The sequence below is a fragment of the Bifidobacterium sp. B4142 genome, from assembly GCF_026537325.1.
Classification (GTDB): Bacteria; Actinomycetota; Actinomycetes; order Actinomycetales; family Bifidobacteriaceae; genus Bombiscardovia.
Genome location: NZ_JAFNMJ010000001.1, coordinates 907,768 through 925,480, shown reverse-complemented (window position 1 = coordinate 925,480; position 17,713 = coordinate 907,768). Strand labels below are relative to the sequence as shown.

Annotated in this window: 13 protein-coding genes; 1 reads left to right on the top strand and 12 read right to left on the bottom strand. The window is 62.5% G+C overall.

Annotated elements, in window-relative coordinates; translation table 11 throughout:
• Positions 1 to 15: 15 nt before the first annotated feature.
• The 9 genes from J3U06_RS04150 to aroC form a co-directional block, all read right to left on the bottom strand.
• A complete protein-coding gene (locus tag J3U06_RS04150; RefSeq protein WP_267444395.1) occupies positions 16 to 1,290 on the bottom strand; it encodes a SufS family cysteine desulfurase in 1,275 nt (424 codons plus the stop codon).
• Between the two features lie 21 nt (positions 1,291 to 1,311).
• A complete protein-coding gene (gene sufC / locus J3U06_RS04145) occupies positions 1,312 to 2,091 on the bottom strand; it encodes a Fe-S cluster assembly ATPase SufC (protein WP_220235897.1) in 780 nt (259 codons plus the stop codon).
• Between the two features lies 1 nt (position 2,092).
• Positions 2,093 to 3,319, bottom strand: coding sequence for a Fe-S cluster assembly protein SufD (gene sufD / locus J3U06_RS04140; RefSeq protein ID WP_267444394.1), 1,227 nt, complete (start codon positions 3,317 to 3,319; stop codon positions 2,093 to 2,095).
• Positions 3,319 to 4,773, bottom strand: coding sequence for a Fe-S cluster assembly protein SufB (gene sufB / locus J3U06_RS04135; protein WP_267400251.1), 1,455 nt, complete (start codon positions 4,771 to 4,773; stop codon positions 3,319 to 3,321). Before sufB ends, sufD begins: the two co-directional genes overlap by 1 nt.
• A gap of 259 nt (positions 4,774 to 5,032) precedes the next feature.
• On the bottom strand, positions 5,033 to 6,697 hold the full coding sequence (locus J3U06_RS04130; protein ID WP_220235899.1) for a CTP synthase: 1,665 nt from the start codon (positions 6,695 to 6,697) through the stop codon (positions 5,033 to 5,035).
• Between the two features lie 65 nt (positions 6,698 to 6,762).
• Positions 6,763 to 9,306 (bottom strand): excinuclease ABC subunit UvrA, encoded by a 2,544-nt coding sequence (locus tag J3U06_RS04125; protein WP_267444393.1) that lies wholly within the window; start codon positions 9,304 to 9,306, stop codon positions 6,763 to 6,765.
• Positions 9,303 to 9,773 carry a type II 3-dehydroquinate dehydratase gene (aroQ, locus tag J3U06_RS04120; RefSeq protein WP_267444392.1) on the bottom strand — a complete coding sequence of 157 codons (471 nt, stop codon included), beginning with the start codon at positions 9,771 to 9,773 and terminating at the stop codon, positions 9,303 to 9,305. The genes J3U06_RS04125 and aroQ overlap by 4 nt, the downstream gene beginning before the upstream one ends.
• Positions 9,774 to 9,776: 3 nt before the next feature.
• Positions 9,777 to 11,408 (bottom strand): bifunctional shikimate kinase/3-dehydroquinate synthase, encoded by a 1,632-nt coding sequence (locus J3U06_RS04115; protein WP_267399875.1) that lies wholly within the window; start codon positions 11,406 to 11,408, stop codon positions 9,777 to 9,779.
• A gap of 13 nt (positions 11,409 to 11,421) precedes the next feature.
• Complete coding sequence (gene aroC, locus J3U06_RS04110) at positions 11,422 to 12,615, bottom strand: chorismate synthase (protein ID WP_220235903.1); 1,194 nt, start codon at positions 12,613 to 12,615, stop codon at positions 11,422 to 11,424.
• Positions 12,616 to 12,677: 62 nt separating this feature from the next.
• Here aroC and J3U06_RS04105 point away from each other — a divergent pair, with 62 nt between their 5' ends.
• On the top strand, positions 12,678 to 13,151 hold the full coding sequence (locus J3U06_RS04105) for a prepilin peptidase (RefSeq protein ID WP_267399873.1): 474 nt from the start codon (positions 12,678 to 12,680) through the stop codon (positions 13,149 to 13,151).
• Positions 13,152 to 13,204: 53 nt separating this feature from the next.
• Here J3U06_RS04105 and mltG read toward each other — a convergent pair whose 3' ends face one another.
• Genes mltG through alaS form a run of 3 tightly spaced genes read right to left on the bottom strand, consistent with a single transcriptional unit; the run spans position 13,205 to position 17,573 of the window.
• The gene (gene mltG / locus J3U06_RS04100; protein WP_267399872.1) at positions 13,205 to 14,401 is read right to left on the bottom strand and encodes an endolytic transglycosylase MltG; all 1,197 of its coding nucleotides are present in this window, start codon (positions 14,399 to 14,401) and stop codon (positions 13,205 to 13,207) included.
• Positions 14,402 to 14,884 (bottom strand): Holliday junction resolvase RuvX, encoded by a 483-nt coding sequence (gene ruvX, locus J3U06_RS04095; RefSeq protein ID WP_267399871.1) that lies wholly within the window; start codon positions 14,882 to 14,884, stop codon positions 14,402 to 14,404.
• A 7-nt stretch (positions 14,885 to 14,891) separates the two neighbouring features.
• Positions 14,892 to 17,573 (bottom strand): alanine--tRNA ligase, encoded by a 2,682-nt coding sequence (alaS, locus tag J3U06_RS04090; protein ID WP_267444391.1) that lies wholly within the window; start codon positions 17,571 to 17,573, stop codon positions 14,892 to 14,894.
• Between the last annotated feature and the right edge of the window lie 140 nt (positions 17,574 to 17,713).

Below are 17,713 nucleotides of genomic sequence, written 5' to 3'. Positions count from 1 at the left end.
TGCCGGTGAAGACCCTCACGCCACCCGGAAGAACCTGCGGACTCCGGAGACGGCATCCAGCAGGGCATCCGTGTCGGCCACAGTATTGTAAACACCGGTCGAGGCCCGGTTGGAGGCCATCAGACCGAAGTGTCGATGGACCGGCTGAGCGCAATGGTGTCCTACGCGGATGGCAATACCGCGCGAATCCACATACTGGCCCACGTCGTGGGGATGGACCCCCTGCACGTCGAAGGCGACCGTGCCGATCCGGTCCTCTGGAGTGGTCGGCCCTAGGATACGTACCCCATCCAACTCCCCCACCCTCAACAGACCAATGGCGATGGCCTTCTCGTGTTCAGCCACGTTCTCCATGCCCAGATCCATCAGCCAATCGGCAGCTACACCAGCGCCAATCATCTGTGCAACCGGCTGGGTGCCAGCCTCAAACCGGGCTGGCGGATCCATATAGCTGGCTGGACGGTCCAGATAGGCCAGCTCCACCATGGATCCGCCGAATGACGCCGGTGGCAGGGCCTCAAGCAGCTCTCGGCGGCCATAGAGGAAGCCCACGCCGGTGGGGCCATACATCTTATGCGCACTCCAGGCAGCGAAGTCCACGTCCATGGCGTGCAGATCGATAGGCAGGTGAGGCACCGACTGGCATACGTCCAGCACCACCAGGGCGCCCACCTGATGGGCACGGCGGACAATGGGCTTGATGTCAGTAATGGCGCCGGTCACATTGCTGACGTGGGTGACGGCGACCACCTTGGTCCGCTCGGTAATGACCTGGTCGGCGGTATCGGCCAGAACACGGCCATCCGGGTCCAGATCGAAACTCTTGAGGACTGCCCCGGTCCGGTAGCAGAGCTCCTGGAAGGGCAGGAGAACCGAGTGATGCTCGGCCTTGCTGACCACGACCTCATCCCCGGGCTTCAGGGCGAATCTCTGTGCCGCCTTGCCTCCACGACCCAGGCTGGCATTGCCGAAGGCGGTGGCCAGCAGGTTCAGAGCAGCCGTGGCCCCGGCGGTGACGACAATCTCCTCGCCGCCCTCCTGGCCTTCTGCGCCGACCAAGGCGGCCACGCGTGAGCGTGCATGTTCGAAGGCCATGGTACTGCGGGCAGCCAGTTCGTGGGCGCCCCGGTGCACCCCGGCATTGTCCTTCAGGTAAAAGTCCCGAACGGCATCGATGACCGCCAGGGGCTTCTGGGCAGTGGCAGCCGAGTCCAGATAAACCATGGGGTGCCCATGCACCTGCTGGTCCAGAATCGGAAACTGCTGCCGAATGCTGTCATCAATGACCATTGCGGACCTCTTCTCTTATCCTCAGGCCAGGGCCGATTCGGAGTCGGCGCCCTCTGGCAGGTACTGGTCGTACCCGGTCTCCTCCAGGGTGTCGGCCAGCTCGGGACCGCCGGTCTTCACAAAGCGACCGTCGGCGAAAACGTGGACGATGTCAGGCTGGATATACTTGAGAATCCTGGTGTAATGGGTGACCATGAGCACGCCCATGCCGGTTTTCCCTTTGGCCCTGTTGACCCCTTCGGAGACGATGCGCAGAGCGTCCACGTCAAGCCCGGAGTCGGTTTCGTCCAGGATGGCGAACTTAGGTTTGAGGAGCTCCAGCTGCAGGACCTCGGCCCGCTTCTTCTCGCCGCCCGAGAAGCCTTCGTTTACCGAACGCCGGGCGAACTTGGGATCCATGCGCAGCCGCTTCATGGCATCATTCAGATCCTTGGTCCACTGGCGGATGGCCGGGGCCTTGCCGTCGACCTCGGTCTTGGCAGTACGCAGGAAGTTGGTCATGGACACGCCAGGCACCTCTACCGGGTACTGCATGGCCAGGAAGAGCCCTGCCTTGGCCCGCTCGTCCGGGGTCATCTTGAGCAGATCCTGCCCATCCAGCAGGGCCTGGCCCGAATCCACCTCATACTTGGGATGGCCGGCCAATGTATAGGCCAGGGTGGACTTGCCCGACCCGTTGGGCCCCATGATGGCATGGGTTTCACCGGAGTGTACGGTCAGCGTGGCCCCTTTGAGGATCTGCTTGCGACCCTCCTTGGTCTCCACTGAGACGTGCAGATCCTTGATTTCCAATGTGGACATGTCAGTTCTCCTCCAAAACGTGCTGCATCTCTTGATCCTCGCCGGCCGCCAGCCTGCGGTCGATGACCCCCATCAGGTGCCCGGAGACGCTGGGGACGTCAATCTCCTCCACCAGTTCTCCGAAGAAGCCTCGAACCACCAGCTTGCGGGCCTCCTGCTCGGGGATGCCGCGGGACTGCAGGTAGAAGAGCTCCTCGTCGTCGAAGCGCCCAACCGAACTGGCATGGCCTGCCCCGATGATGTCGCCGTTCTCGATCTCCAGGTTGGGCTCGGAATCCGCGATAGCCCCAGGGGTCAACACCAGATTCCGGTTGAGCTCGTAGGAGTCGGTTCCAGGCGCGGTGGGCTGAATGAGCGCATTACCCACCCAGGTGGTGTGCGCGCCGATTCCATCCAGGGCCCCCTTGTAGACCACGCGGGACTTGCAGTTGGGATGGTTGTGCACCACCATGGTCCTGTGCTCCATGTGCTGGCCGGGGTCGACGAAGTAGATACCCAACATGTTCAGGTCGCCCTGCTCGCCGCCGAAGTCCTGGTCCATGCGCAGCCGCACGACATCGCCGCCCAGGTTGACTACAGAGTGACGCAGGGAGGCCTCGGCTCCCAGGTGAATGCGATGGTTGCCTACATGCTTGCTGCCCTTGTCCCACTCCTGGATGAAGGTGGTCGACATCTGCGATTTGTCACCGATGTCGATTTCAACGCCCTCAGCCAGACGTGCCTGGCCCTGGTGCTCGACCACCAGATCGGCCTTGGTGCCCGCCTCTGCCTTGATGACCAAGTGGAAGGCATCCAACTCGGGGCCGCCGCCATTGACACGGACCAGCACGGGCTGATCCAAGGTGCCTCTGAGGTTGACCACAGTCGCCTGCTTGCCACTCGCCCACTCCACGGCTGCCGCTCGGTCGCTGGGCTTGAGGACAGTGCCGCAGGGAGCCTGAGCCATGGGAATCTGGCTGAAGCTGACCTGATCTGCGGGAGGGACGGACCCGTCGATCATGGTGACCGAGACCCTGGTCAGACCGCTGGGCTTGAAGACAGCGAAGAACTCCTCCATTCGGTCGATGGGGGTGAACCGCCAGTCATCCTGCTTGCGGGTGGGCATGGGGAAGTCTTCAGGATTGAAGGAGCGGGGCTCCTTGTCGGCGCTGGACGGCATGGTTGCCGGGAAAGCGTATGGGTCCTTGGGATCCGCATGCGGAATGGTTATTTCGCTCTTCTGTGACATCAGCCTACCGAACCCTCCATCTGCAATTCGACCAAGCGGTTGAGCTCCAACGCGTACTCCATGGGCAGCTGCCGGGAGATAGGCTCCACGAACCCCCGCACGATCATGCCCATGGCTTCCTTCTCCTCCAGACCGCGGCTCATCAGGTAGAAGAGCTGGTCCTCGGAGACCTTGGAGACGGTGGCCTCGTGGGCCATGGACACGTCGTCCTCGCGAACGTCCACGTGCGGGTAGGTGTCCGACCGGGAGTAGTCGTCCACCAGCAGGGCGTCGCAGACCACCGAAGAAGAGGACTTCTCGGCACCCTTGATGATCTTGACCAGGCCCCGGTATGCGGCCCTTCCCCCGTTGCGGGAGATGGACTTGGAGACGATGGTTGAGGAGGTGTGGGGTGCCAGGTGAATCATTTTGGCGCCCGTGTCCTGGTATTGTCCCTTGCCGGCGAAGCCCAGGGAGAGGGTCTCGGCCTTGGCGTAGGGCTCGGCAAGGATGCAGGCCGGGTACTTCATGGTCGCCTTGGACCCGATGTTGCCGTCCACCCACTCCATGGTGCCGCCCTCGCGTACATAGGCACGCTGGGTGACCAGATTGTAGACGTTGTTGGACCAGTTCTGGACCGTCGTGTAGCGCACACGGGCGTGAGGCTCGACCACGATTTCCACATTGGCCGCATGCAGGGAGTCGGTGGAGTAGATGGGGGCCGTGCAGCCCTCCACGTAATGGACGTAGGAACCCTCGTCGGCGATGATCAGCGTGCGCTCGAATTGGCCCATGTTGGGCGTGTTGATCCGGAAGTAGGCCTGCAGGGGGATGTCCACATGGACTCCCTTGGGCACGTAGACGAAGGAGCCACCCGACCAGGCCGCCGTGTTCAAGGCGGCGAACTTGTTGTCGTCCGGGGGAATGACCGTGGCAAAGTACTTGCGGAAGAGGTCCGGGTACTCTTTCAGGGCCGTATCCGTATCCAGGAAGATAACCCCCTGTTTGCGCAGGTCGTCACGGATGGAATTGTAGATGACCTCGGACTCGTACTGGGCGGCTACACCGGAGACCAGCCGCTTCTTCTCGGCCTCGGGGATGCCCAGCCGGTCGTAAGTAGTGCGGATGTCGTCGGGCAGTTCCTTCCAGTCCTTGGCCTGCTCCTTCAAGGGCTTGACGTAGTACTTGAAGTCGTCGGCATCGAACCCGCTTAAATCCACGCCCCACTTGGGCATGGGCTTGTCCATGAAAGCCCGATAGCCCTCAAGTCGCATCTGCAGCATCCAGTCAGGCTCGCCCTTGTCGGCCGAGATGGCCCGGACCACGTCCTCGTCGATGCCCTTGTGAGCGTTGCGACCGGCATCATCAGAGTCGTGCCAGCCATAGGTGTAGTCGCCGAACTCGGAGATGATCTGGTCGTCTTTTTTGATTTTTTCTTCATTGACGCGGGAGCGGTCGGCCACATATTGGCTCATTTCCACATCCCGCGATGTGTCTGTCCGCTGCGAGGTGCTGTCCACGAGCTGAGACCTCCTAACACACGCACGGCCACCATATGCGGCCGATCACACCTTTACAGGATAACCTTGGCACTGGTGAACCGCCAGACCCGGGCTTACGCTCTCTAAGGAATCCGACCCTTCCTTTCGGCGAAAGCGCCGATATGGCAATCGCCCGCTTCCCTATAAGAGGGAAACGGGCGATCTTACCGGAAGAGTCCAAAAGGAATTGACTTCAGGCCGCCTCCTGGCCTCCGTGCTCCAGGCTGGCCTTGACCAGGCCGGTGAAGAGAGGATGCGGCTTGGTGGGCCGGGACTTGAACTCCGGGTGGGCCTGGGTACCCACATAGAAGGGGTGCTGGTCCTGGGAGAGCTCCACGAACTCGGTCAGCTGCCCGTCCGGGCTGGTGCCTGAGATGTGCAGGCCGGCCTTGTCCAGCCGCTCCTTGTAGGCGACGTTGACCTCATAGCGGTGGCGGTGGCGTTCTGAGATCTCAGTGGAGCCATAGAGCCGGGCTACCAGGGAGTCGGGCTTGAGCACTGCCGGGTAGGCGCCCAGCCGCATGGTGTGGCCCATGTCGCCATGGCCGGCCACGATTTCCTTCTGCTCCTCCATGGTGGCGATGACCGGGTTCTCGCAGTCAGGCTCGAACTCCGAGGAGTTGGCATCCTCCAGCTCCAGGACGTGACGGGCGAATTCGATGACCATGGACTGCAGACCCAGACAGAGTCCCAAGGCGGGCAGGCCGGTCTCACGGGCGTAGCGCAAAGCGCCAATCTTGCCCTCGATGCCACGGATGCCGAAGCCTCCGGGAACCACGATGCCGTCAACGCCCTCCAGGGCCTTGCGGGCGCCATCCATGGTCTCGCAGGTGTCGGCTGCCACCAGCTTGACCTGGACCTGGGACCGATTGGCGAAGCCGCCGGCCTTCAGAGCTTCGATGACCGACAGGTAGGCGTCAGGCAGGTCGATGTACTTGCCCACGATGGCGACGGTCACCTTGGTACGGGGGTTGTGGACCCGGTCCAGCAGGTCCTCCCACTCGTTCCAGTCGACGTCGTGGAAGGGCAGCCCCAGCTTGCGCACCACGTAGGTATCCAGACCCTCCTTATAGAGGATCTTGGGCACGTCGTAGATGCTGGGCGCATCCACGCAGTTGACCACGCCCTCGGCATCCACGTCGCACATCAGGGAGATCTTGTCCTTGATGCCCTGGTTGAGCGGCCTGTCAGAGCGCAGCACCAAGGCATCGGGGGCGATGCCCAGCTGGCGCAGGGCCATGACCGAGTGCTGGGTGGGCTTGGTCTTCAGCTCGTGGGCGGCTGCCACATAGGGCACCAGCGAGACATGAACGAACATGCAGTTGTCCGGACCGATGTCCCGACGAACCTCGCGAGCGGCCTCCATGAAGGGCTGGGACTCGATGTCGCCCACAGTCCCTCCGATCTCGGTGATGATTACATCCACATCGTCACTGGCCTGGGCCCGCATGCGGCTCTTGATTTCATTGGTCACATGGGGAATGACCTGGACGCACTGGCCCAGGTACTCCCCCGCCCGCTCTTTGCGCAGAACGGACTGGTAGATCTGGCCGGTAGTTACATTGGCCTTCTGGGAGAGGAAGACGTCGGTGAAACGCTCGTAATGGCCGATGTCCAGGTCGGTTTCGGCCCCATCCTCGGTCACATAGACCTCGCCGTGTTGGAAGGGGTTCATGGTCCCTGGATCGACGTTGATGTAGGGATCCAGCTTCTGTTGAAGAACGCGGATTCCACGGCTTCTCAGCAGACGACCCAGAGATGATGCGGTCAGTCCCTTGCCCAGCGAAGAGACCACGCCGCCGGTGACGAAAATGTGTTTGGTGATATGCCCTTGCGGATTTCCATGTTCTCTGACCATGGAACTTCAGCCTATCAGGCGGGAGCGACCAGAAACCGGCCAACACTCGAGGAGGACTGACTGATTCAAGGACGGCTCAAATGCAGGTGGTCGGCCAGGTAGCGGCCGGTCACCGAATCCGGGTTGCGAGCCACGGATTCCGGGTCCCCTTGGGCCACGATTCTTCCGCCTCGATCGCCGCCCCCCGGACCCATATCGACCACATGGTCGGCGTTGGCGATCATGTCCAGATCGTGTTCGATGAAGACCACCGTGGCCTCCTTGCTGACCAGGCGCTCCAGTACTCCGATCAGGACGCGCACATCCAAGGGATGCAGGCCTGTGGTGGGCTCATCGAGAACGAACATGGAGCCATTCTGCCTACGGCCCAACTCGTTGGACAGCTTCAGCCGCTGGGCCTCCCCTCCAGACAGGGAGGGGGTGTCCTCCCCCAGGGTCAGGTAGTCCAAGCCCAGGTCCTTCAATGTCTGCAAGCCTCGGCGGATGGCTGTGTACTCGCGGCCCTGTGCGAAGACCTCCAGGGCACGGCCCACCTCCATGGCCAGCAGATCGGGCAGACTCATCGGCTCCGCGTGGGCCGGCGTGGACAAACGGTAGTGCTCGGCCTCCGGACGGTATCGACGACCATGGCAGCTAGGGCAGGTGATGGGGATGTCGGGCAGGAACTGCACATCCAGGCTGATCTGCCCGGTCCCGTCACACTGGGGGCAGCGCAGGGATCCGGTGTTATAGGAGAATGCAGAGATGCCCAACTTGTCCTTTTTCGCCTGGCCAGTGGCCGCGAAGAGGCGACGCAGCCGGACCATCAGCCCCGAGTAGGTGGCCACCGTGGAGCGCACGTTGATGCCTATGGGCGAGGAGTCCACCAGCCGGACCCTGTCGATGCCCGCTGGTTCCAGGCTGTGTACATGCTTGGGCATGGGGTCGCCCTGAATGCGGGCCTGCAAAGCCGGGACCAGAGACTCCAGGATCATGGTTGTCTTTCCTGAGCCGGATACGCCGGTCACTGCCGTCATGCACCCACGGGGAATGGCTAGAACGAGAGGGTGGACTGTGTGAATGGGTCCTGATTGCATACGGATCCACTCATTCTCTGCAGGCATGGGATGCCGGTCCCGTACCAGAACAGGCTCGCGTCCATCCAGAAAACCGGCAATACGCGAGTCCGGGTCTGCAGCGATCTGCTCAGGGGCTCCATGGGCCAAAATCCTGCCGCCGCGCTCCCCTGCTCCGGGACCCATTTCGATCAGATAGTCGGCTGATTGCAGAACCTTGACGTCGTGATCGACGAAAACCACCGAATTGCCGTCGGCCAGCAGGTCGCGCATGACCCCTGTAAGCCCCTCCAGGTTGGCAGGATGCAGGCCGGTCGAGGGCTCGTCCAGCACATAGAGCACGCCAGTGGTCTCATTACGCACAGCCCTGGCCAGCTGGGCCCGCTGCCGCTCCCCGGTAGACAGGGAGGCGCTGGAGCGGTCCAGGGTCAGGTAGCTCAGTCCCAACTGAATCAGTCGCCTGCCCATCTCATCCAGGGTCTTGCAGAGGGCCGACGCCATGGGCCGCATAGGTTCAGGCAGCGTGAGCGGCAGCTTCCGACCCCAGTCCAGCACCCGATCAAGAGGCCAGGAGGTGACCTCGGCTAGGTTGTCTCCGTTGATCTCGGGCAGACGCGCCCGCTGGTTGAGCCGGGTGCCCTTGCAGTCCGGGCAGGTCCGTTCGGTCAGGAACTTGGCCACCTTGGCCAGGCGCTTGTCGTCGTTGGCTCTCTTGAGCTCCTCGGTCACGGTCAGCCGTGCGTTGCGGAAGGTGAAGTCCAGCTCATGGACACCCTTGATTGAAGTAATGGTGATGTGCTTCTTCTCGGCTGGCCCCTCGAAGACGATCTTTCGTTCCCGATCGGTCAGATCCCGCCAGGGCACGTCGGTGCGGACTCCGAACTCGCGCACGATGTCGGGCTGGACGTTGAAGCCGAAGGTCCGCCATGGCACCACGGCCCCTTGGTCGATGGTCAGGCTGCCATCGGGAACCAGGGTGGCGTCGTCCACCTCGCGCACGGTCCCGGTCCCTTGGCAGGCAGGGCAGGCCCCCAGGGAGTTGAAGGCCAGCTCCTCGGCGCTGGGAGGCTCCACCTTTGCACCGCAAATAGGGCAGCTGATGGTCATCTCGGCTGCCACTGCCAGGGTGGGCTCCTGCCGATGGCCATTGGGGCAGACGTGGCTGGCCAGCCGGGAAAACATCAGCCTGAGCACGTTAAGCAGCTCGGTGGCGGTGCCGAAGGTGGAGCGCATGCCACCCACGCCCGGGCGTTGACGCAGGGCCAATGCGGGGGGCAGGAAACGCACCGAGTCCACCTGAGGGCGCTGGGCCTGGGTCATCCGCCTCCTGGTGTAGGTGGACAGGGATTCCAGGTAGCGCCGTGAGCCCTCGGCATAGAGGACCCCCAGAGCCAGGGAGGACTTTCCGGAGCCCGAGACCCCGGCGATGCCCACCAGATGATTCAAAGGAACGTCGACATCCAGATTGCGCAGGTTGTGGACCTTGGCGCCGCGGACAAGGATGGCCTTGGGCGGTGCAGAGAGCTTCTTGCCGGTCTCTCCGCTGTCTCTCATGCGTTCTCCTGCAGGTGAGCCACTGCCTCCAAGGCCAGCCGGTAGCCGTAGAAACCCAGGCCTGTGATGGTGCCGGTGGCCACCGGCGAGATGACGCTGCGTCGGCGGAAGGCCTCCCGGGATGAAGGATTGGAAATATGAACCTCCATCAGCGGCAGCCCTGCCTGGGTGACCTGGACGGCGGCATCGGCAAGTCCATAGCTGTAGTGGGTAAAGGCCGCCGGGTTGAGTACCACCGCGCTGCCCTGGTCTACCGCCTGATGCATCCAACAGATGACCTGGCCCTCGTCGTCCGATTGCAGCACCTGAACATCCAGGCCCAGCTGCTGACCCCATTGTTCGCAGTCCCGGGTCAGTGTCTCCAGATCCTGACGACCGTAGACATCAGGGTCGCGCACACCCAGCCGACCCAGGTTGGGTCCGTTGACCACCAGAACCGTCTGCCTGCCCTTGTCGGCTTCCGCCATTTGTCATTCCTCCTTGCGTATGGCCTGGAAGGCCTCCTTGAGCGCCGAGACCGGCGGGTCGTCCAGGTGGGTGGGTTTGCCCAAACCATCAAGAATGATAAACCGCAACTTGTTGCCACGGGCCTTTTTGTCCCGATGCATAAGGGTCAGCACATGGTCGAAATCGCCACCATCCCACCAGGTTCTAAGGCCCAGGGAAGACAGAAGCTGCCGGTGGTAGTCGACCGCCTCCTGATCCAGATGGCCGGTGATCCTGGCCAACTCGGCCGCGAAGACCATGCCCACTGAGACGGCCTGACCATGCCGCCAGGTGAAGTGTTCGATCTTCTCGATGGCGTGGCCCAAGGTGTGGCCATAGTTGAGGAACTCCCGCAAGCCGGACTCTTTGAGATCCACTGAGACGTGCCGGGCCTTGACCTCCACGGTGCGTTCGATCAGATCCTGGACCACCGTGCCCAGCCACTGGTCAGACTCCTGTCCGTCGAAGGCTCGCAGGCAGTCAGCCCGCTCCTCCAGCTCACGCAGAATACCTCCGTCCATGATGAAACCGGACTTGGCCACTTCTCCCAGGCCCTCTACGAAGATCTCGTTGGGCAGGGTCCGCAGAGTCCGCAGATCAGCCAGGACGCCGGCAGGGGTGTAGAAGCTGCCGACCAGATTCTTGCCCTGCTCCATGTTGATGCCGGTCTTACCTCCGGTGGAGGCATCAACCATAGCCAGCAGGGAGGTGGGGCAGTTCACATAGCGGATGCCGCGCATCCAAGTAGCGGCGATAAACCCGGCCTGGTCTGTGGCCGCTCCCCCTCCCAATCCCACAACCGCGTCGGAACGGGTGAAGCCCTCGGTGGCCAAGCGCTCCCAGATACCCTGGCTGACCTGGATGGTCTTGCCTGCCTCCGCGTCCGGAATGGTCAAATCCACCACCTGATACCCGGCCTGGCGAAGCAGGGCCCGGGCATGGTCGGAATGACGCTGGACCGGCTGGGTGTGAATCAGGGCCACCCTCATGGTCTGGTCGCCAAGCAGCTCATGCAGTCGCCCGGTCACCCCGGTGCCGATCCTCACATCATAGGGATAGGGACCGCTGACGTGAACCACCCGCTCAGTCAAGGCATCGGCTAGCCGTCGGGCTAGGGCCCAGGGGGTGGTGTTCCTGGATTTGAGGGTGATGGTAGCCAGCCCCTGGTAGACGCTGCGACGCTCACGATAGAGAGCCATCCAGCGCTCCGATGCGCCGCCGCGAAGAAGGGGACGACGATCCGAGTGAGCCGCTCGGCTGATCCCCTCCTCAGGGTCGATCTGCAGGTAGACCACAGCACCGCCAGCCCGCCGATAGTCCTGCAGCGCCTGGAAGACCTCGATGCTCATGGGAGCACCGCCTCCCAGGGACAGGATGCCGCTGGGAAAATCCTTCAAGAGGTCCAGGACCGTCCTGGTCTCCATACCGCGGAAGACCTGCTCGCCCTGGCTGTCGAAGATCTCGCTGACCGACAGACCTGCTTCTTCCTCAACACATTGGTCCGTATCCCGGAAGGGCACCTTGATCAGGGCGGCCGTCTCCCTGCCCAGACGGGTCTTGCCCGCACCGGGCATGCCGATGACGACGGCCTTGGGCATGCTGCTGCTTTCAATCATGCAAGACCGCCCCCTACCGCAGATGCTCGGGCCAAGACTGGAGGTAGGCCTGGGCGTTGCGCCGAACCTCCTCGAGCGAGTCGCCGCCGAACTTCTCCAAGGCGAATCGTGCCAGCGTCAGGTTCATCATGGCTTCGCCGATCACTGCGGCGGCAGGCACTGCAGTCACGTCGGAACGCTGATGGATAGCCTGGGCAGGCTGGCCGGTGGCCACATCCACCGTCCGCAGGGCTCGGGGCACCGAAGAGATAGGCTTCATGGCGGCCCTCACCCTGATGGGCTGGCCGTTGGATGTGCCACCCTCCAGGCCGCCCGCGTGGTTGCTGAGTCTGCGGATGGTGCCGTCAGGACCGGGCTCCATCTCGTCATGGGCCTGTGATCCGGGGCGATCAGCCTCGCTGAATCCATCACCGATCTCCACGCCCTTGATGGCCTGAATGCCCATGAAGGCGCTGGCCAAGGCCGCATCCAGACGCCGATCGTCCTCCACATAAGTGCCCAGTCCTGCAGGCACGCCATAAGCGATGACCTCGAAGACCCCACCGGCGGTGTCGCCGTCCTTCTTGATCTGATCGATCCTGGCCACCATCCGCTTCTCAGCGTCCTTGTCCAAGGTCCTGACCGGAGAGGCATCCAGGGCGGGTCCGTCTTCAGGGCCGGGCGTAGCCTCATGCCCCTCCAGCCCGACCCCGGCTATGGAGATGACGTGGGAAACGGTCCGTATGCCCAGGGCCTGCTGCAGGAAGTCGGCAGCCACCGATCCTAAGGCCACCCTGGAGGCGGTCTCCCTGGCAGATGAGCGCTCAAGGACTGGACGCGCATCCGTAAACCCGTACTTGCGCATACCAGTCAGATCGGCATGGCCTGGCCTGGGCCTGGTCAGAGGGGCGTTGCGACCGGTCGCCGGGGGCTCCTGATCGGCAGGCAGCTCGTCCACGCTCATGATCCGCTCCCACTTGAGCCACTCCGTGTTGCCGATCTCGACGGCCACTGGTGAACCGAGCGTCCGTCCATGTCTGACTCCGGTCAGCAGTCGCACCTTGTCCTGCTCAAATCCCATCCTGGCCCCACGGCCATAGCCCAGCCGACGACGGGCCAAAGCCGATTCGATATCCTTGGTGGACACGGCGACACCGGCGGGCAGACCCTCCATCATGGCCACCAAGGCCTCTCCGTGGGATTCCCCTGCCGTCTGCCAGCGCAACATATTCAAGCTCCTCGTTTGTTCCTCGTTTGCCAGGTTAGGGCTACGTATGATTATCTTAGAAGATGGTCTACCTCATCCCAGCGCCGGGACTGCTCACCGCCCTCCTCCTGGCCCTGATAGACATCCGCTCCCGGCGAGTCCCACGTCTTCTGGTGCTCTTCGGGCTGGTGCTGCAGACCGTGACCCTGCTGGTCTTTTCCCTGATCAAGGGCCGTCCGACGCTACTGGCGCAGTGCCTGCTGCTGACTCTGGCATGTGCGGGACTTCAGCTCCTGCTGGCCCTAATCCGACCCGGCGCTCTGGGACTGGGCGACGTGACGGCTACAGGTCTGGTCGCCCTGAGCCTGTCTGTCCTGGGATGGACGACCATTCTGGTCTGGTGGCTGATGATGGGCCTGCTGGGGCTGGTTTCCCTGGCTCTGGTCTGGTTGGCTCGTCGCCGCAGGTCGGCCAGAACGAACAACCCTCTCTCGCTGGCCTATGTCCCGGTCATCCTCGCAGCAGCGGCAGTGGCCCTGGCCATTGATGCCATCTAGAGCCGGCAAGCGCCTGACCGGGGTTGGGATCCTCAAATTCCAAGAAAATGGTGCTAATTGTTCTGCTCGTTGTGCTTTGATTCCCAGGCCTTGTATTCCTTGACATCTCGGTTGAACTGATCCTGGTTGTCGCTGAACCTGGTCTCCCCCGTGTCCATGTTGACGGTCACGAAATAGAGCCAGTTGCCCGACTCCGGGTGCATGGCCGCCTGGATGGCCTCGTCTCCCGGGCTGCCGATGGGGCCTGGAGGCAGGCCCTGGTGGACCCTGGTGTTGTAGGGGTCGTCGGCGTTCTGCAGCATGGCATCGGTCAGCTTCAAGGCCGAGACGTTGTTGGAGTAGGCCACCGTGCTGTCCATGCCCAAGGGCATTCCCTTGGCCAAGCGGTTGTCGATGACCCTTGCCACCTTGCCGTAGTATTCCGATTTGTTGACCTCGGCTTCGGTAATCGAGGCTGTATTCAGGATGGTCTGCCGTTCCTGACCTCCGGGTACGCCCAGCTGATCCAGATGCTCAATACGCTTGGAGACCAGGTTGGTCAGGATGGCCTTGGCCGACCCGGCCTTGCGCACATCGTACTCCCCGGGCTGCAGCCAACCTTCAAAGCCTCCCTGGGCCTCCTGGGGCAGAATCCCATCCCCCTTGGCTTGAACCAAGGCATCGAATTCGCTCTGCGGCACCCCAGAGAGCTGAGCGGCCCTGGCAATCACATCACGTACCCGCTCGCCGGCCCTTACCTGTAGGAAGCCTCCGGCCTTGTTCCGGTCAGTCAGAATGGTCACGACATCGGAGGCTTTCATCCGCAGACGCAGATCGAAGGTGCCGGGCACCAGCCTGGACTCGGATTGGGCGCTGGTGATGGCGTGCAAAAAGGCCTCCGTGGACTTGACCACTCCAGCCTTGACCAAGTTGGCACCGACCTGATCAGCCCCCTGGCCGCTCTCGACCGTGAACTCCACCGGCGCTCCACCAGGGCCGGGATAATCAGGGGCGACTTCCTTGGTGGCTACGATCCTGGGAGTTCCATGGCGTAGCCCGCCCACCAGAATCACCACGCAGGAGGCAGCAACCACCACGGCCAAAGCGATGAGGAGAACCATAATCCGCTGACGGCGCTTGTGCCTTTCACGCCGACGGCGCATCTCACGACGTGAACGAGGAGGACGCGGCGGCATGATGGAAACCGGTGCCTGCCCATCGGCAACCCACTGGACCTTGTCCTGGAAGAATTCCTGCATGTCGTCGGCCAATTACCACTCCTTGTCGACACGTTGGTCATCCAGGGCCGACTGTAGCAGTACAACAGCGGACTGCTGATCGACCATAGGACGATGTTTTCGCCCGTCAACACGGGCATCGTATAGCTGACGATGGGCGCTGACGGTCGTCAATCGTTCGTCTAGCAATACTACACTGGGCAGCTGATCGGGGGCGATGCCAGCATCCTGAGCGGCCTTCTGCAGACGTCCAGTCAGGGCGCGCACCCAACGGACCGCCTTTTTAGCGCTGCGACCAGCCTGGCCGCTCAGGAGCAGGGGGTGACCGACTACGACCCTGGACACGCATTTATTCATGATCAGGTCTTCCACCTGGTCCAAGGCCTGGAAGTAATCGCCCTGAACCCTGATGTTGCCAACGGGGAAGGCCAGGGTCAGCTCAGGGTCCGACAGGGCCAGACCCACCCTGGCTTCGCCAAGATCCACCCCCAGCCACGCGCCTGTCTGTAATCGCACAGGAGGCTCAGCCCTCTCGGACCTGATCGCTTAGGGCTTTCAAGGCCCGATCAATGGCTGAAGCATCCTGGCCACCACCCTGGGCGAAGTCAGGCTTGCCACCACCGCCGCCTCCCAGGACCTTGGATGCCGTCCTGACCAGGTCGCCGGCCCTAAGACCGCGGTCACGTGCAGCCTGATTGGTTGCTACAAAGATGACAGGCTTCTCATCCTCGCTGACACCGGCCAAAGCAACCACAACCGGGTATTCATCGCCCATGCGGACCCGCAGGTCGGTTACCGTCTTGCGCAGAGCATCGACCGAGCCAAAATGCGCCATATTCCGAGAGGCGATCTTGACCTCGCCTGGGGCGTGCAGAGCATGGTTGGCCAGCTCTGGCACAGCCTGGGACATCTGCTGCTCATAGGTTGCTGCCAGTCGGCGATCGGACTCCTTGAGCTTGGCCAGCAGGGCAGAGATCCTGGACTCAAGCTCGTCAGGGCGGGCGTTGAGCTTGTCTGAGAGCTGCGAGACCAGGGCGTGCTCACGGGCGTTGTACTCGTATGCCCCCTGACCCACTACGGCATCAACACGACGAACGCCGGTGCCCACCGAGGCCTCGGACATGATGGAGACCGCGCCGATCTTGCCCACATGGTCCACATGGGTTCCCCCGCAGAGCTCACGACTCCAGCCGTCCTCGCCAATGGAGACCACACGGACCACGTCGCCATACTTCTCCCCGAACAGGTGCATGGCGCCCAGGGCGATGGCATCGTCGTACTTCATCTCCTGCGTGGTCACGGCCAGGTTGTCTCGCAGGCGGTCGTTGACGCGGGATTCCACCGCATCCATGGCCTGGCGGCTGGGGGCCTGCGACCACTGGAAGTCGAAACGCAGCCTGTTGGGCGCATCCTCAGAACCGCGCTGCGTGGCTTGGGGACCCAGTTCCTCTCGCAAGGCCTTGTGGACCATGTGCGTTGCGGTGTGTGAGCGGGCGATGGCGCCGCGCCGTTTCCGGTCGATGGTGGCCGTGACCTTGGCCTGCAGGGTCAGCGTCCCTTCGGTCAGCCGACAGCGGTGGATGGTCAACCCCTTGATGGGCTTCTGCACGTCGTCCACTTCAAGGACGGCCCCATCGTCGGTCAGTATCTCACCCTGGTCGGCTAGCTGACCGCCGGCCTCGGCATAGAAGGGCGAGCGGTCCAGAATCACCTCAACCTGGGCAGGTGCCTTGACAGCCGGAACCGCTCCCTTGCCCTCCTGGATGATGCCCAGGACGGTTGACCGGCTGGAAAAGTCAGTGTAGCCCAGGAAGACCTGAGGCTCGGCCAGACTCTTGCGCATATCGTCGTAGACGCTCAGGTCCACGTTGTGTCGCTTCTTCATAGCATCGGCGCGAGCCCTGGACTTCTGCTCGTTCATGAGCTTCCGGAACTCGTCCTGATCGACCTTGACTCCCTGTTCGGCAGCCATCTCCAGGGTCAGTTCGATGGGGAACCCATAAGTGTCGTGCAGAGTGAAGGCATCCTTGCCGGACACCTCAGGTTCGCCCTTCCCGCTTTTGGCCTTGTTGACGGCAGTATCCAGAAGGGTGGTTCCCTTGTCCAAGGTCCGGCGAAAGGACAGCTCCTCGCCATAGGCCGATTCGGACACATCAGAGAAGGTGTCGTTCAGCTCCGGATAGCTGGGGGCCATGGCCTCCTTGGAGACTGGGAAGAGCTGAGGCAGAACCTCCTGGTCCACGCCCAGCATCTTCATGGAGCGGATGGTCCGGCGCAGCAGACGACGCAGCACGTAGCCACGACCGACGTTGCTGGGGCGGACTCCGTCGCTCATGATCATCAGGGCCGAGCGGACGTGGTCGGCCACCACACGGAAGCGCACGTCATCCTGGGCGTCGTCGCCGTAGTGCCGACCAGACAGGCTCTCGGCCGCCTGGATGACAGGGTAGACCTCGTCGGTCTCATAGATGTTCTGCTTGCCCTGAAGCAGGTAGGCCAGACGCTCCAGTCCGGCACCGGTGTCGATGTTCTTGTGCTCCAGCTCGCCCACGATGTGCAGGTCGGTCTTGGATCGGACATTGTCCACCTCGTAGTTTTCGAAGACCAGATCCCAGATCTCGATGTATCGGTTCTCGTCTGCCGATGGACCGCCCTCCTTGCCATAGGCAGGGCCGCGATCCACGTAGATCTCGGAGCACGGTCCGCCGGGGCCGGGGCCGCCGGTTGTCCAGAAGTTGTCCTCCATGCCCAGGATTTCCATGTGCTCTGGGTCGAAGCCCTCGTTCTTCCAAAGTGAACGAGCCTCGTCATCGTCGGTGTAGGTGGTGACCCAGATCGTTTCGGGGTCGAAGCCGTAGCCGCCCTGGTCCTGGGGCTTGGTCAGCAGGTCCCAGGCATAGTGGATGGCCTCCTCCTTGAAGTAATCGCCGAAGGAAAAGTTGCCCAGCATCTGGAAGAAGGTGCCGTGACGGGTGGTCTTACCCACCTCATCAATGTCCAGGGTACGCACGCACTTCTGATTGCTGGCCATGCGGTTCTTGGGCGGGGTCTGCTCCCCCAGCAGGTAGGGGATGAAGGGAACCATGCCGGCGATGGTGAAGAGCGTGGTGGGATTGGGCGAAATCAAGGAGGCGGAGGGAACCACCAGATGATCCTTGCCCTGGAAATAATCGAGGAAACGCTTGGCGATTTCCGATGTGCGCATGCTGCTTCTGCTCCTTCAGACCCGGCAAACACCGAGGGGATTACGGGTTGTCTAAATGACTCGGTTGTACGGGGTGCGAGCAGGTCGCCCTCACTCCGGACTCTTAGCTGAATATGGTGATTTTATACCGGCCAGGCGCG